Raw genomic sequence first — 15,262 nt, forward strand, 5'->3', positions numbered from 1 at the left:
TTACTTTTTTTTGAGAGTTAATTTGGCACAACAACCGAATTATATAAAGATTCAAGTTTCTGCTTTTGGCTTTGCGCATGCGCCAACTGCTGTTCAAGTTGCTTGATTTCGGTCGAACTACCCTGCTTTGCCTTCAGCGTTGAAATCTGCCCGGTAATTTTTTGTTCGCGCTCGGCATACATCTGCGCCAAATCTTTAATTCCTTTCTGCCCGAAATAACGAATCCATTTATTGTCTTCGGTGCGGGCAATGTGCTCCAGAATTTTTATTCCGGCATTAATCGTGTCATCAGAACATTTTTTCAGAAACTCGGTATACGTATTCGCAAACGAAACATTTTCCCATCCGCTCATCTTCTCCGAAAGTTTTACGAAGAAAGGATTGTTTGCATCGCTGCCGTGCGAAGAATAAATCTGCGCAACGCCCAGCAGCATGTCCATGCTTTTTTCCGTTTCAAATTGTTTGGCAATTTTCATTGCTTCTTTTTCATCTTTCTTTGCAAGCGCGCCAAGAGAAGATCCAGCAACGGAATAGGATTTGTCATTTACTGATTGGCGATAGAGCGGAGTCAGGTCATCGTCTGTATAATTATTCGCTAGTTGTTCAATTGCATGCGCCCTCACGGATGACTTAACATCGTTCTTTGCCAGTTCAACAAATTTTTCTTTAACTTTTGATTTATACTCTGCAGGAAGTTTTTCGGTCAGGTCAATTGCACGGTCGCGCAAATCAAAATTTTTATCGTTGAGCGCCATCACAATTACCTCCGCGGCTTCGGGAATACTCGCGAAGTTTGCACATTCTTTCAGCGCTTCCAGCCGGTCAGCATAGAGCGGGCAGTTTTTATACTCGAACGCGCGCTCCTGAACCGAAAGTTTTTCTTCCTTATTACAGAGTAAAGATTTTTCAGCGTCTACATTTACAAAATCGGGTTTATGCGCAAGCGGAAAAGAAAAATCTTCCATAGCATTTTCAACCCACACGCGCTTGCGTTCTTTTTTCCCATCGGCATAAAAATCTATGTCGAGCGGAATTCTGAACGTTCCGAATTTTTCCAAATCCTGCAACTGCTGAATGCGCACCAAATATTTTTTCGCAGTGTCATTGTACGCATGCTGAATCAAAATTTTCGGATGGCCGATTCCATAATACCATTCATTGAAGAACCAATGTAAATCTTCTCCGGTAACTTGTTCAAATGCCAAACGTAAATTATCCGCTTCCACCGAAGTGAATTTATTTTTCTCGAGATAAAGTTTGAGCGATGCAAAGAATGCATCATCGCCCACATATTTTCTCAGCATGTGAATCACCGCACCACCTTTATTATAAGAATGAGAATCGAACACATCATCCGGCTCGTTGTAATTGTAGCGGATAAGATGCTTTGGATTTTTCACTGCAGATGAAAGATACCCGCGCATGGATTCATAGCCGTGCTGGTCGGCAGCGTTTCTTCCATATTTATATTCTTCCCATAAATATTCTCCATACGTAGCAAAACCTTCGTTGAGCGTAATGTTCGACCACTGCTCGCAAGTTACATAATCACCAAACCAATGATGAAAGAGTTCGTGCGAAATCACATCTTCATAATCTCTGTCCAGATGCTCACGATCCGTCTGATTCAGAAATTCTCCGTGCAGCGTGGCGGAAGTATTTTCCATTGCGCCTGAAACATAATCGCGCACAACCACCTGCGAATATTTTTCCCAGGGATATGGCGTGCCGAGTTTGCTGGAGAAAAACTCAATCATCTCAGGCGTGTTTCCGAAAATTAATTTTGTGTATGGCTCATATTCTTTCTCCACATAATAATTCACATCCATATTTTTCCATTTATCTTTTACAATCTGATAATCTCCAATCGCCATCATGGTAAGATAGGGCGCAGAGGGAAGAGATTGTTTCCAGTAATCGGTGCGCGAGCCATCGGAATTTTTTTTGGAAGAAATCAAAAGCCCGTTTGAAAGCGTTGCAAAATTTTTATGAGCCGAATCAATAGTGATAAAAATTTCCTGAGTCATTCTTTCGTTCGGCTTGTCAATGGTTGGAAGCCAGCAGGAGTTTGATTCGGGTTCGCCCTGCGTCCAGAGTTCGGTGGGTTTGTTTTTTTCTTTTCCTAAGGGATTGATGAAATACAAACCTTTGTCAGAAGAAATTGCATTGCCTGTATGAGTTTCGCGCTCGTTTGGCTTTGCTACGTAATCAATAAAAAGCTTCAGCGTATCGTTTTTTGTGTATTCTTTGTCGAGAGAAATTTTAATTTGATTTTTATCATAGTCAAATTTCAGCGGCTGCGTTGGATTTTTCAGGAGAGAAACTTCCTTCACATCAAAACCTTTTGCATCAAGAATAATTTCTTTCGCGGGATAGAAATACGGTTTGAAAGTGATAGTTGCTTTTCCGTTCAGATATTGTTTTTCCCAGTTGAAACTTACTTCCAGTTTTGTGTGAAGAATGTCAATGGCTCGGGCGGAAGAAGGGTGGAACGGAATCGTTTCGGCTTTGTCGAGCGTGTCAGAATATTTCTGATAATATTGCTGCGCAACTTCATGCGATTTTCTGGAAGTAGTACAGGAAATAAATCCCAAAAGAAAAAAATAAATTACTGCTTTTTTCAGGTTCATAAATGGAGTGCAAATATGTAAGAAAAGTTTGGAGTGGAGAAATAATTAGGCGAGAAATATCAATTGACCTTGAGAATTTTTGCTACATAGGTTTTGCTTCCATCATCATTTGAACAAAAAACCATATAAACGCCTGAGCGTGCATTTTCTCCTTTAAAATTTTTTCCGTACCAGATTGCTTGCCCGCCCAGCGCTTTGGTTTGGTAAACAAGCATTCCGGTGATATCGGTAATTTTCACCACCGCATTTTCAATCAGACCCGTGATGGCAATGGGTCCTTCATAATCGGGGCGAACGGGATTTGGAAAAACATATACATCGGTAAAATCTTCGAGTCCTTGTGTGGCATCGCTGCGGTAAGAAATAATTCCTTCGGAAGTTCCGAAAAAAACTTCTCCTGTTTTAGGATGAATTACAATGGAAGTGATTTCATTGGAAAGAAGCGGGCTGTTATCGGCAGTGAAATGATTGATTTGCTGCGTGCCGTCTGCCGACATAAGATATACTCCGGAGTTTTGTGTTCCAATCCATTTCCGGTTGGCACCATCCACCGCAATGGCGGTTACTTCTTCTGTTTCGAGAAGCAGTTGCGTGTGCGTGTCCTGTTGAATAAAAATTTGCTGCGCCTTGCATCCGGTAGAAGAAAAGATCTGGTCGGCACAATAGAAAACCATTATTCCTTTATCGGTTCCCACCCAAATTTCTCCGTCATTGTCTTCCGCGAGACACAATGCATCGGTGGGAATATCGCTGTTGTTTCCGGAAATATTATTTACGCACGAAGGAAAAGAAAGATGAATTTTATTATCATCGCCTGTTCCCCATGTTCCGTTGTCATTAAACACAAGCATTCCTCCGCTGCGCGGAAGCACCATCCACTTCTGATTATTTTTTGTCACAATAATTTGACCTATGGTAGGAGTAGTTGCTGAAGGAGAAAAATTAAAGTTCTGCCAGGTTCCATCGGTTGCTTTGCGAACTACCAACGGGTTGGTGGCATAACAATTTGTAATCCATAAATTATTATTTTGGTCGAAGGTCATTCCGAAAATACCAACCCAGTGAAAAGTTGCATCGCCTCTCGATTGCAAACCGCTGGCTCCGGTGTTTGATTCATTCCATAAATTAACCAGCGCTCCGTTTTTAATTTCCACGATTCCCTGCCCGAGCGTTCCAAGATAAACATGTTCTTTATCAACCGGGTCAATGGCAACCGATACAATATCGCGCATGGTGTCAAGCGCAGCAATAACCGTTGTTCCAATTCCGGAAGTTCCTGTTGTGCTTGACCAGTTTTCGCTGCTGAATTTATATGCTTCTGCAAAATGAGAACTGCCTACCCATAAATCATTTCGGCTGCCGGGAGCGGTCCACAAATCGCCATTTGAGATTTGCATGGCATATACTTGTGATTTGTTTGGCCCGTTGGGGAAAAAATAATTTGTTCCGCTCCAGATTTGATAATTTTTTACAATACCGTAATTATGGTCGGCAATCCATGTTACATCGGAAACATTATTATCTATTATTGCCTGAAAAGGGTCAAGATTTAATCCGGTTGTATAACTGTTAATGCGTCCAAGCCAATTGAAGTTCAAGTCAAAAATATCGGTGGCGCCCGGATAAGGAATCAATAATTTATTGGCGCCAGTTTCTAATTTTCTTACAGGAAAAAATGAAGTGTCGAGCTTCAGAAAATGAGTCCATTGGGTGCCGTCATAAACATAGAGTGTATCGCATCCATAAATATTACAACTGTAAGGATGATTGTTCGCAATAATTTTTCCGGCAAAAGAAACAATGGTATTATACATTCCCTTCGGCAATAAAGAAAATTTTTGCCAGGAATTATAGTCGGCAAGGTTGGAAGAATTCCACGATGCGCGGTAAACACCCGAATCAGTGGCGGCATAAATGTAATTTGCATCGGAAGTAATATCGTGCACATTAATGTAGCCGCTGTTTTGCCCTATGTAATAGGAATCCCCGATTTCTTTTTTATCCAGATCAACCACCACAATTCCAAAACCGCAGGCGAGGTAAGCCAGCCCATTTATAAAGTAAATATTGTTAATGATTTTTTTGGCGGTAATTAATTTGCGCTTTATATCAGAAATGTTGTAAATATTTTTTCCCTGCACCAAATCAATGTTTGCATTTTTATAGGCAATAAGCAAGGTATTATCAAAGAAATTATATCGCAGCGCACTCACATCCACATCGGATAATCCGGAAACTTTTGAAAGCGTATTAAGTTCATACCGGTTTTTTTCCAGTTGAAACACCCCGCTTTCGCTGGCGCAATAAATCAAATCATTGCTTTGTGTAATGGAAATTCCTGCCTTGTAGGAAAGATGATTTCGCCATTGCCCGATGGCGAGTTGGCAGATTCCATCGCCTTCCATCAGAAAAAATAACAGCAAAAGCAAAAATGTGCAGGTTTTTTTCAAGGGCTTCATGCTTGGGTTAAAAGTAGCAAAGAAACTGGAACGAAAATTTTATTGCGATATTGTGTATGACTAAAATTTTTTCGAGATTTAATTTTATTTTTGCTTTATGAAAAATCTGCGCCCGTAGTTCAACGGATAGAATATTTGGCTTCGGACCAAAGGGTTGGGAGTTCGAATCTCTCCGGGCGCACTTTTATTTTTTCTCCTTCTTTCCCTTAGAAGCAATTTGGAACACCCGCGAAATATTAAATCCGAATTTATAACCACCATTTTTCCAGGAATCGGGTGACTTTGGAATAAAATAATTTTCCGTAATGCCTGCCGCATTGGTGAAGTTGAGATGGAACACATGCCCGCCCGTTTCAATTTCAATGCCCACAGCCAGCGGATTATAATAAGGATTGGCAGAATTATTTTTCCGATAGGAAGAACTCACATAAAAATAATCTGCAAGCAGGGAAAAACTCCGGCTGAGTTTCAAACGGATTCCTGCTCCCACTGCCAGCAAATCATTTTCATCCACCGCGCTGTTGTCGGGATTTACATTTGCAAGAACATAATTGCGGTGCGTATAGGAAGGAGTAATTGCCAGCGAAAACCAAGGCGCAAACTTGCGCGCCAGAATAATCTGCGTGGTGTACACCATTCTATGCGCGAACTTTTTATTGTCATTCACCCACAAAGAATCGGCACCGGAATATAATTGCGATTCGCTTTGAGGAGTGAGCGAAGCAATACTGTAAGCAGAAATGGAAAGAGGAATTTTGTTGTCGGTAGTTTGTTCCAGGAATCTGTATTTAATGGAGGCGTCAATATTTTCATCTCGCTTGCTCCGCCCTACTCCAACTTGCAAATGATTTGTAATGCCGTAATCAAAAGAAATGCGCACATCCGAAATTGCATCCCATCCGTAAAGCGTGTGAACTCCTCCTCCGCTTGCCGAACCAATATTTCCGAACCGGTGAGTAATCCGGAAATCCAGTTCGCCTGCTCCAACCGTTTGCGGTGTTTGCATGCTGATTACTTTAAGCGTTTTGAAAGTGGCGGTTACTTTGTTTACAGACTTATCTGGCGTGCTGGTGCTGTCAAGCATTTTCAGCAAATCATCTTGGGAAAACAAAGGAATAAAAAACAAAAAACAAAATATAAAGAGGAAAAATATTTTCATAGAAAATTATTTTTTAGGATTGAATTCCGTTAAGGTGGAATTAATTTTCGTTTCAACTATTTCGGCAATGTTCTGAGTTACCAGCGAAGGAATTTCAATGTTATGGTCTTTGAGCGCAACCGGAAATTTACTGTCAATGGTAATTTCTCCGCCTTTCACAGTAATTGTTCCCGGAATGGTGCGTTCTTTTTCCACTCCGTGAATATTTAATTTACCCGTTACGCTTACTTTATACACTCCGTCTTTTTTATAATCAATGGTATCTTTAATTTTTCCGGAGAAGGTTGCATACGGAAATTTATCACTCTCCATGTATTTTTCGTTGAAATGTTCCTGCATTAATTTTTTTTCAAACTCAAAACCTTTGATGGTAACTTTCACGGCAATTTCATTCTTGGCGGTGTTCAGCATCACCTGTGCTGATTTACTGGTGGCAGCAATGTCTTCAATGGGCCCGTGAGAAAAAAAACTTATCTCATAACTTTTTCCTGTATAGATTTGCGCCCGGCAGAAAAAAGAAAAAAACAAAGTTGCGGCAAGAAAAAATAATTTTATTTTCATAGAATTAATTTGTTTTAATTATTAGGAGCACCTGCTTGCAGCCAGCAACTTATTTTATCCCTTTGTGTTTGCGGAAGCGGCCCTGCTTGCGGCATCCATCCATTAACATTGCCGTCAATCACCCGCGCTTGTATTCTTCCAGCATCCGCTTTGGCTTTAACAAGCGCGTAGGTGGTAAGGTCATATCCGGAATAATTCCCGGCTGACGGATTGTGGCAGCCCGGATTTATACAACTCGTTTGAATAATTGGCTGTATGCTTTTCGTCCAAGTAATCGTATCGCAAAAGCCCGGAGGTGTTACATTTTGAATTCTCGGAAGAGGACCGACATCCTTCACACATGAATTCTGCAAAACGAAGAAAAGGATAACGAACAATGCGAAAAGTATTTTCTTCATAGATAAATAATGGAGTACAAATATAAAAATTTACCTCAAAGAATTTTTATTAAACATAATTCATTCCATTCCGAAACGCATTTTGTCTAATTTTGCTTCCTATGCCAAAAGCCGATAATTTCCAGTATCACGATTACTATTTGGTTGATGAATTATTGACCGATGAACAAAAACTCGTTCGCGAAACCGCGCGCGCATGGGTGAAAAAAGAAGTTTCGCCTATAGTGGAAGATGCCTGCCAGAAAGCGCAGTTCCCGAAGCAATGGATAAAAGGGTTGGCAGAAATCGGAGCGTTCGGTCCGTACATTCCGCACGAATACGGAGGCGCTGGTCTCGACCAGATTTCTTACGGGCTCATCATGATGGAACTCGAGCGCGGAGATTCCGGTTTGCGTTCAACCGCTTCGGTTCAGAGTTCGCTTGTGATGTACCCGATTTTTTCTTATGGAAGCGAAGAGCAGAAAAAAAAATATTTACCCAAACTTGCTTCAGGAGAAATGATGGGATGTTTCGGTTTGACCGAACCCGACCACGGCTCGAATCCGAATGGAATGATTACAAACTTTAAGGACAAAGGCGACCATGTGATTCTGAACGGAGCCAAGATGTGGATTTCAAATTCTCCGTTTGCTGATATTGCAGTGGTATGGGCAAAGAATGAAGCAGGAGAAATTTGCGGATTGGTTGTTGAACGCGGAATGAAAGGATTCACCACTCCTGAAACACACGGCAAATGGTCACTTCGCGCGAGCGCAACAGGTGAATTAGTTTTCGATAATGTAAAAGTTCCGAAAGAAAATATTTTTCCGAAAGTGAAAGGATTGAAAGGTCCGCTCGGATGTTTAAACTCCGCGCGCTACGGAATTTCATGGGGAGCGATTGGCGCTGCGCTGGATTGCTACGATTCAGCTTTGCGATATTCCAAAGAAAGAATCCAGTTCGGAAAACCGATTGCATCGTTTCAACTCACGCAGAAAAAATTAGCTGAAATGATTACCGAAATCACCAAAGCACAATTACTCTGCTGGCGATTGGGAACTTTGAAAAATGAAAACCGCGCAACGCCTCAGCAAATTTCCATGGCGAAAAGAAATAATGTGAACATGGCTTTGCAGATTGCAAGAGAAGCACGGCAGATTCACGGAGCGATGGGAATCACCGGAGAATATCCCATCATGCGGCACATGATGAATTTAGAATCGGTTATAACTTACGAAGGCACGCACGATATTCATTTGCTCATTACCGGCTACGACATAACAGGCATCAGCGCGTTTGAATAAAAAATTTTCATGGAGTATGTAAAGAAAAAAAATTCCTGCTTTCTTCTTGTTTTGTTTTCATTTTCTTTTTCTCATTCGCAATACCGCGGCTACGATTCTTTGCTTCGAATTATTAATAATCATTTGGAAGACGATACAGTAAAATTGGAGATGCTCGCAAGAATCACGGATAACTGCCCATCCAATGAAGCGGCTATGCAACATGCAAACAACGGACTTGCGTTATCTCAAAAACTTCATCACAAAAAATTTTCTATCCGCTTTACACATATTATCGGAAATGTTTTTTATAACATGGGCAATTACGCAAAGTCGCTCGAATATTATCTGAAAGAAGAAAAACTGATTGAGCCGGGCGATAAGCGAAGATTAACTTCTGTTTACAATGGATTGGGAAATGTCTATTCCGCCATGCAGAATTATGACAAGGCAATTGAATATTACAGAGAAGGAATTGTCGTTCTTGATTCAATGGGATCTAAGTATATCAGAAACCATTCTTCATTTTACAATAACCTCGGGCTCGCTTACTTCTCTAAAAAAAATTATAACGAAGCGGTGAACTATTTTTTGAAAGTTATTAAACTGGAGGATGGTCCCTATGCAACAGGCGATGCATACAGCAACACAGGCGATGTGTATTTTGAGCGCAAAAGTTTCGGCACTGCAATTGAATATTATAAGAAAGCGCTGTCTTTATTCGAGCAAATGGGAATGAGCCAGCGGGTTTCAAGCGCTTATAACAATATCGGAAAGGTGTGCCTTGCGCAAAATAATTTTACAGAGGCGGAACAATATTTCACGCAGGCAATTGAAAAAATAAAAGGCACCGCCAATGAAGTTTTGCTTGTGAGTTACGATGGTCTTTCAAAAACAAATGCCGGGCTGAATAATTATAAAGATGCGTATGAATATCATAAAAAATATTCTGACTTAAAAGATACCATTCTCAATGCTGAATCTTCCAAGCAAATTGCCGAAATGCAAACCAAATACGAAACCGAAAAAAAAGAACAGCAGATAAATTTATTGAACAAAGACAAAGAACTTCAGGACGCACAACTTAATCGTCAGAAAATAATTATATGGACAGTTGCCGGAGGATTTTTAATTGTGTTGGTGCTTTCCGTTTTCATTTTCCGCGAGAGGAAAAAATCAGAAAAACTTTTGTTGAATATTCTTCCCTTTGAAACCGCGAGAGAATTAAAAGCAAAAGGCAAAGCATCTCCACGTTATTATGAAAATGTTACTGTCATGTTCACTGATTTCAAGGGATTCACCACCATTGCCGAAAAACTTTCTGCGGAAGAATTAGTTTCGGAATTAGATTTCCTTTTCAAGAAGTTTGATGAAATAATTTCTAAATATAACATTGAAAAAATAAAAACAATCGGAGATTCTTACATGTGCGTCAGCGGATTGCCAACTCCAAATTCAAATCATGCAGGAGAAATTGTAAAAGCAGGATTAGAAATTCAAAATTGGATGATTGGACAAAATGGAAAATGGAGTTTGCGAATAGGAATCCATTCAGGAGCAGTAACCGCAGGAGTAGTTGGAGATAAAAAATTTGCTTACGATATTTGGGGAGATACAGTGAATACAGCATCGCGCATGGAATCATCGGGCGAGGCGGGTAAAATAAATATTTCGGGTGCAACGTACCAAATCCTTCAAGGTTTTGAAAACCTTGAAGGATTAGTATTCGCCCACCGCGGAAAAATCCCTGCTAAGAACAAAGGAGAAATTGAAATGTATTTTATTGACCGCGTATGAAAAAAGTTTTTTCCATAGTTGTGTTTTTGTTTTTCTGCCTTATTTCTTTTTCGCAAAAAGGCAAAGAATATTTATTGATTGATTCCATTAATTACAGTTCGCTCTCTTCTGCTGATAAGCACGCTCTTGATTCGCTTCTTCCGATTTATCATAAGGCAACGCACGATACAGCGCGCTTAAAAATTTTAGCAGCAATTCCCGAACTTACCAACGATGAAACCGTTTGGCCAAAATACAACCGTCTTCTTTTCAGCATGTCAAAAAAACATCTGGAAGACACCGCCTCGCTCAGCGAAAAAGAAATAAAGACATATAAAAAATTCCTGGGGCAAGCATTTCAGAATTTCGGATACGAAGCGGATTTTCTGAATGGCGACATAAAAAAAGGAAAGGAGTATTCTGAAAAAGCATTGGCGCTGCAACTTCAGGCGGACGATAAAACAGGCGCAGCCACAACGCTTGGGAATATCGGACTTACTTACTATGAATCCGGTGACATCGTTCGTTCGCTGGAATATTTTTTCAAGTCATTAAAACTGCAGGAAGAAGTTCATGATAAAAACGGAATGGGATATGCCCTGAACAACATCGCCACCTCTTACCTTGCGCAGGGTGATACTTCCAAAGCCATGGAGTACATGCAAAAAAGTTTGAACTGCCGCGCGGAAACAAAAGACAAAAGAGGATACGCCATTACGCTTGAAAACTTAGCGGGCTTATTCCGCAGGCAGGAAAAAATTGATACTGCCTTGAAATGTTTTATGAAAGGTTTAAGCATCTGGAAAGAGTTGGGAGAAAGACAAGGCATAGGTTATTCGTATCAAAATCTTGGGGCTTTGTATTTATTACTCGCAAATAATAAACACGATTCGGGCTTGGCGGCTGCGGATTCATTGTATCCAGTGGCAATGAACTATTTTCAAAATGCTTTGGAACTTTATGAAATCTGCAAGTTCAAGCAAGGGCTTGCCACGGTTCTTGCAAACATGGGTAATTGTTATTTCGCACAAAATAATCTTTCCCGCGCGGAAGAAGCCGGCATGCGTTCATTGAAAGAGGCGCAGCAAGTTGGCTATACGGAAGCCATCGCCAATGCTGCCCGGCTGCTGTATCTGATTTATCGAAAAGAAAATAAATGGAGCGAGGCGCTGAAGATGCACGAGTTAAACATACAAATGCGCGATAGTATTTTTAACCGGGAAACACAAAAATCCACTTTCAAGCAACAAGCAAAATATGAATACGAAAAGCAGCAGGCATTAAAAGATGCAGAACATCAAAAAGAACAGGCAATAGCGGAAGAAGAAAAAAAGCGACAAAAAATAATTTCCTGGTCTATTGCAGTAGGGTTAGTGCTCGTTGCCGCATTTGCAATTTTTATTTCCAACCGTTTGCGAATTACTCACAGGCAGAAACAAATCATCGAACAGCAGAAAAAAATTGTTGACCAGAAAAACAAACACATCACCGACAGCATTAACTATGCAAAACGAATTCAGGATTCCATTCTTCCTTCAAAAACAGAATTTGAAAAACATTTTTCCGATTATTTTATTTTTTTTCGACCGCGAGAAATTGTAAGCGGAGATTTTTACTGGCTTTCATCACAAAATGAAAAAACAATTCTCGCCATTGCCGACTGCACGGGGCATGGAGTTCCGGGAGCATTTATGAGCATGATAGGAAACACCCTGTTGAACGAAATTGTGAATGAAAAAAATATTTTTCAACCGGCTGAAATTTTAAATCATCTAAACGAAGGAATTATTCACGCGCTTCACCAGGAATCCCGCTCACAGGATGACGGGATGGATATTTCTGTTTGCCTCTTTGATAAAGAAAAAAATAAAATCACTTTCGCAGGAGCCAATCATTCCATGTATTTTGCACATACTAATCTGCTGCAGGAAATTAAAGGAGATATTTATTCCATCGGAAGCGCTTTCAGCAAAAAAGATTTTTCTTTCACGCAGAAAGAAATGCCGGTTCCTGAAAATACAACCTTGTATTTTTCCACCGATGGATTTTCTGACCAGGTAGGAGGAGTGCATGGGAAAAAATTTCTTGTAAAGCAAATGCAGGAACTGTTGGTGCGCATTTCACCGCTGGAAATAAAAGAGCAGGAGGAAAAAATCAAAAGCGCATTTGAAGAATGGAAAGGAAGCCGTGCACAGTTAGACGATGTGCTGGTGGCGGGAATAAAAATCTGATTATTCCGAAACAAATTCAACCGGCACGGTAGTCATTTTTGAAAACCGTTCGCCCGAAGAAAGCATATCCGTATCATCCGCATCGTGGTGCCAGTAAATTTTCACTTTTGATTTATTTGCCACTTCTTCCAGCATTGAAATGATTCTGAAAATTTGTTTTGCAGAAGCCGTGTTGTAATACTGAAACTTGAAATGAAAATTTGTTCCTGTGTTTGGCGCAGCCGCGTATTTATTCAGCCATTCGAGCACAGGCGCATAAAAAGCAATTGCATCTTCGGGATGCGACCATCCGGAGATTTCAAAAATTCCCCTGTTGCTGTCGAGCATAACTCCGGGCGTAACATTTTCCTGAGGAAGAATCTGAATGGGTATCATGATGATTGTTTTACTTGCAATTTTTTTTAATGCTGTCGTAAATTTTAAAATAACCCAACTCGCCTGCTTTGCTCCAGTCGGAACACGCGCCTTTTTTATCGCCCGACAGAAACTTGGCAGTTCCCCGCTGCGCGAATGCCTGGTAATCTTTGGAATTAAATGAAATCACTTTTGAAAAATCGTTGATGGAATTTTTATAATCCTTCAGGTTCATATACGAAAGCCCGCGGTTAAAATAAGCATCGGAAAAATTATTGTCCAGTTCAATCGCTTTTGAAAAATCTTCTATAGAGCCATAGTAATCCTCTAATTTTGCTTTTACTTTTCCCCTGCCCTTGTATTCTTTTGCTTGCTTGTCGTTCAACTCAATTGCCTTGTTGTAATTGAGCATGGCTTTTTTAGTTTCATTCATAATTGAAGAAACTTCGGCAAGATAAAAAAACGCTTCCGGATTTTTTGGATTGAGTTCCACCGCCTTGTTCAGTTCCACTTCTGCGCCTTCATAATTTCCGAGGTTGAACTGCGCAATGCCGCTCTTGAGCGAACCGGCTGAATCAACTGCCTGCGCAGAAGAATGCACCGCACACAACGTACATTGTACAATTAATGCAATCGCTGTAGTTGTTTTTTTCATCTTTAAAAAGGCAAATCATCATCGGGAGTAGGCACAAGTGTTTCGTTAGTAAAGTTCGGTTCAGAAATATTTCCGGCAGAAGGAGCGCTTGCGGCTTTTTCAATTTTGAATACATCGAGCGAATTAAAAAATTTTATTTCTCCCTGCGGATTTCTCCACTCTCTTCCCTTCAATTGAAAGTGCACGGTGATTTCATCGCCCACGTTTGAGTTTTCGATGAGCGAACATCTGTCCTGCGTAAGTTGAAATAAAATAGTTTGAGGATAGGAAGGAGAATTATCTGTAAGCACGAATTCTCTTTTTCGGAAACGGTCTGAAACTTTTTGTTCGTTTCCTTTTACTTTGATAAATCCGGTGTAGGTAAGCATATCTTGAAAATTTGAGTGTTGCTGTTTGAGAACTCAAATATACAAATGTGTATCTCTCCTGCAAATAAATTTATCCTACGGCTCATCCGACAAGAGAACCTTCCATGCTTCTTCCACCTTTCCTTCGTCAAGTAATTTTTTGGCAAGCGAATGAATTTCTTTTTCGGAAGAAATATGTTGAAGATGTTCCTTTTTATACGCAAGCACTTCTTCTTTCGCAGGAAGTTTATCTGCATTTCCCAACTGCCCGAGATTATTTCCTGTAAGCACGGTGCTGTTGCGGATTTTTTCAGGTATCGAATCCACTCCTATTCCATGCTGAACAGATGGCTTTGTCACTTCAAACAAGGCATGCGCTGCGCGCACATACCAGTTGCCGCCCGCTCTTCCCACCAAATCAATTTTATGCTGGTCAATGAAATTTTTTTCATTCAGAATTGTTTCGCTCACGTGCAGGAGAACAATTTCGCATACCACTAAATTTCCCGCTCCCGGATTTTTTCCCAGTTCAATCACTTCTTTCACGGTGCACTCCATTTGCACGGGCGATTCTTTCACGCGGGGCGGTTTCACTTTTTCCGAAGGCAGCATGGTAAATCCTGATTTTACAAATTCATTCACGCCTTTGGGATATTCCGTGCTGGAAAGAGATGCCTGATGCACCATGTCATACGTTACCACATTCACCACCGCTTCGGGAACTTCGAGCACATTGTCGTGCGTGTGCTTCGTTACGTTGGTTCTTCCGCTGCGCGCAGGAGAAAAAACCAAAATGGGCGGATTGGAACTGAAAGCATTGAAAAAACTGAACGGGCTGAGATTTACATTTCCGTTTTTATCTATGGTGCTGACAAACGCCACCGGGCGCGGAGCAATGGCGTGAACCAAATAGCCCTGCAAGGCGGCAACAGAAAGTTGGTTGGGGTTGAGCGTGAGCATGAAATCTTCGAAAAGCGAATGAATGCGAATTTACGAAAATAGGAAATGGTTTTATTGCCCGACAGTTTTCTAATCCGCTGAAAATGCTGGAACAGTTTTTTCGTATTCTTCCGTATGAAAAAAATTTACTGTTTCGGGGTTTTCATTTTGCTTTCTTTCTTCTCACATCGCTGAAGTTCAAAAAAGAAATTGCAAAAAACATTATGCTTGCCACCAAAGCCGATTTCTTCAGCAACTATTTGAAAAACCCGCAGAACATTGTGGTGAACTGGGATTTTTTACTGAGTATGAAAGTGAACAACTACGTGGCGGCAAGCATCAGCGCTTCTCTTCTTTACGATAACGATATTCCGGTTGCGCTGTTCAGCGATGCGGGGGGAATAAGAACTCAAACCGGCACGGGACCCCGAACGCAGTTTAAAGAAATTCTGGCAGTGGGTTTTTCGTATAAGTTTTGAAAGGGAACATAA

The 15,262-nt window shown here is 40.7% G+C and carries 13 protein-coding genes and 1 tRNA gene; 5 read left to right on the plus strand and 9 right to left on the minus strand.

All coding sequences use genetic code 11. The annotated features are described in order from the left end of the window. Positions 1-17: 17 nt before the first annotated feature. On the minus strand, positions 18-2,630 hold the full coding sequence (locus tag HY063_07205) for a hypothetical protein (GenBank protein ID MBI3501565.1): 2,613 nt from the start codon (positions 2,628-2,630) through the stop codon (positions 18-20). Between the two features lie 59 nt (positions 2,631-2,689). Further along, on the minus strand, positions 2,690-5,089 hold the full coding sequence (locus HY063_07210) for a hypothetical protein (protein MBI3501566.1): 2,400 nt from the start codon (positions 5,087-5,089) through the stop codon (positions 2,690-2,692). Positions 5,090-5,197: 108 nt separating this feature from the next. Here HY063_07210 and HY063_07215 point away from each other — a divergent pair. Next, a tRNA-Arg gene (locus tag HY063_07215) sits at positions 5,198-5,270 on the plus strand. A 3-nt stretch (positions 5,271-5,273) separates the two neighbouring features. Here HY063_07215 and HY063_07220 read toward each other — a convergent pair. The 3 genes from HY063_07220 to HY063_07230 are packed head-to-tail and all read right to left on the minus strand — an operon-like array spanning position 5,274 to position 7,207. Further along, entirely contained in the window at positions 5,274-6,248 is a 975-nt protein-coding gene (locus tag HY063_07220) for a hypothetical protein (GenBank protein ID MBI3501567.1), read from the minus strand. A 6-nt stretch (positions 6,249-6,254) separates the two neighbouring features. Then, entirely contained in the window at positions 6,255-6,809 is a 555-nt protein-coding gene (locus HY063_07225; GenBank protein MBI3501568.1) for a YceI family protein, read from the minus strand. 14 nt (positions 6,810-6,823) lie between these two features. Continuing rightward, entirely contained in the window at positions 6,824-7,207 is a 384-nt protein-coding gene (locus HY063_07230) for a hypothetical protein (protein ID MBI3501569.1), read from the minus strand. A 101-nt stretch (positions 7,208-7,308) separates the two neighbouring features. Between HY063_07230 and HY063_07235 the strand changes: the two genes are divergently transcribed. From HY063_07235 to HY063_07245, 3 genes are read left to right on the plus strand one after another with little or no spacing between them, the layout of a single operon-like run. Beyond that, positions 7,309-8,490 (plus strand): acyl-CoA dehydrogenase family protein, encoded by a 1,182-nt coding sequence (locus HY063_07235; protein ID MBI3501570.1) that lies wholly within the window; start codon positions 7,309-7,311, stop codon positions 8,488-8,490. Positions 8,491-8,499: 9 nt separating this feature from the next. Further along, on the plus strand, positions 8,500-10,266 hold the full coding sequence (locus tag HY063_07240) for a tetratricopeptide repeat protein (GenBank protein ID MBI3501571.1): 1,767 nt from the start codon (positions 8,500-8,502) through the stop codon (positions 10,264-10,266). Next, a complete protein-coding gene (locus tag HY063_07245; protein MBI3501572.1) occupies positions 10,263-12,476 on the plus strand; it encodes a tetratricopeptide repeat protein in 2,214 nt (737 codons plus the stop codon). Before HY063_07240 ends, HY063_07245 begins: the two co-directional genes overlap by 4 nt. Here the strand turns inward: HY063_07245 and HY063_07250 are convergent, their stop codons facing one another. The 4 genes from HY063_07250 to HY063_07265 form a co-directional block, all read right to left on the minus strand. Continuing rightward, positions 12,477-12,851: a DUF1987 domain-containing protein gene (locus tag HY063_07250; GenBank protein ID MBI3501573.1), complete on the minus strand. Its 375-nt coding sequence runs from the start codon at positions 12,849-12,851 to the stop codon at positions 12,477-12,479. It abuts the gene before it with no gap. A 10-nt stretch (positions 12,852-12,861) separates the two neighbouring features. Beyond that, entirely contained in the window at positions 12,862-13,485 is a 624-nt protein-coding gene (locus tag HY063_07255) for a tetratricopeptide repeat protein (protein ID MBI3501574.1), read from the minus strand. A 2-nt stretch (positions 13,486-13,487) separates the two neighbouring features. After that, on the minus strand, positions 13,488-13,853 hold the full coding sequence (locus HY063_07260; GenBank protein ID MBI3501575.1) for a DUF3127 domain-containing protein: 366 nt from the start codon (positions 13,851-13,853) through the stop codon (positions 13,488-13,490). 75 nt (positions 13,854-13,928) lie between these two features. Then, positions 13,929-14,792, minus strand: coding sequence for a flavin reductase family protein (locus tag HY063_07265; GenBank protein ID MBI3501576.1), 864 nt, complete (start codon positions 14,790-14,792; stop codon positions 13,929-13,931). Positions 14,793-14,875: 83 nt separating this feature from the next. Between HY063_07265 and HY063_07270 the strand changes: the two genes are divergently transcribed. After that, the gene (locus HY063_07270; protein ID MBI3501577.1) at positions 14,876-15,250 is read left to right on the plus strand and encodes a hypothetical protein; all 375 of its coding nucleotides are present in this window, start codon (positions 14,876-14,878) and stop codon (positions 15,248-15,250) included. Positions 15,251-15,262 lie beyond the last annotated feature (12 nt).

This window comes from Bacteroidota bacterium (assembly GCA_016195025.1).
Lineage (GTDB): Bacteria > Bacteroidota > Bacteroidia > Palsa-948 > Palsa-948 > Palsa-948.

Bases quoted from the DNA above. Each gene is read 5' to 3' on its own strand.
- HY063_07240 (MBI3501571.1), top strand. From the start codon at position 8,500: ATGGAGTATGTAAAGAAAAAAAATTCCTGCTTTCTTCTTGTTTTGTTT.
- HY063_07225 (MBI3501568.1), bottom strand. From the start codon at position 6,809: ATGAAAATAAAATTATTTTTTCTTGCCGCAACTTTGTTTTTTTCTTTT.
- HY063_07270 (MBI3501577.1), top strand. From the start codon at position 14,876: ATGCTGGAACAGTTTTTTCGTATTCTTCCGTATGAAAAAAATTTACTG.
- HY063_07210 (MBI3501566.1), bottom strand. From the start codon at position 5,089: ATGAAGCCCTTGAAAAAAACCTGCACATTTTTGCTTTTGCTGTTATTT.
- HY063_07220 (MBI3501567.1), bottom strand. From the start codon at position 6,248: ATGAAAATATTTTTCCTCTTTATATTTTGTTTTTTGTTTTTTATTCCT.
- HY063_07205 (MBI3501565.1), bottom strand. From the start codon at position 2,630: ATGAACCTGAAAAAAGCAGTAATTTATTTTTTTCTTTTGGGATTTATT.
- HY063_07260 (MBI3501575.1), bottom strand. From the start codon at position 13,853: ATGCTTACCTACACCGGATTTATCAAAGTAAAAGGAAACGAACAAAAA.
- HY063_07230 (MBI3501569.1), bottom strand. From the start codon at position 7,207: ATGAAGAAAATACTTTTCGCATTGTTCGTTATCCTTTTCTTCGTTTTG.
- HY063_07235 (MBI3501570.1), top strand. From the start codon at position 7,309: ATGCCAAAAGCCGATAATTTCCAGTATCACGATTACTATTTGGTTGAT.
- HY063_07265 (MBI3501576.1), bottom strand. From the start codon at position 14,792: ATGCTCACGCTCAACCCCAACCAACTTTCTGTTGCCGCCTTGCAGGGC.
- HY063_07255 (MBI3501574.1), bottom strand. From the start codon at position 13,485: ATGAAAAAAACAACTACAGCGATTGCATTAATTGTACAATGTACGTTG.
- HY063_07245 (MBI3501572.1), top strand. From the start codon at position 10,263: ATGAAAAAAGTTTTTTCCATAGTTGTGTTTTTGTTTTTCTGCCTTATT.
- HY063_07250 (MBI3501573.1), bottom strand. From the start codon at position 12,851: ATGATACCCATTCAGATTCTTCCTCAGGAAAATGTTACGCCCGGAGTT.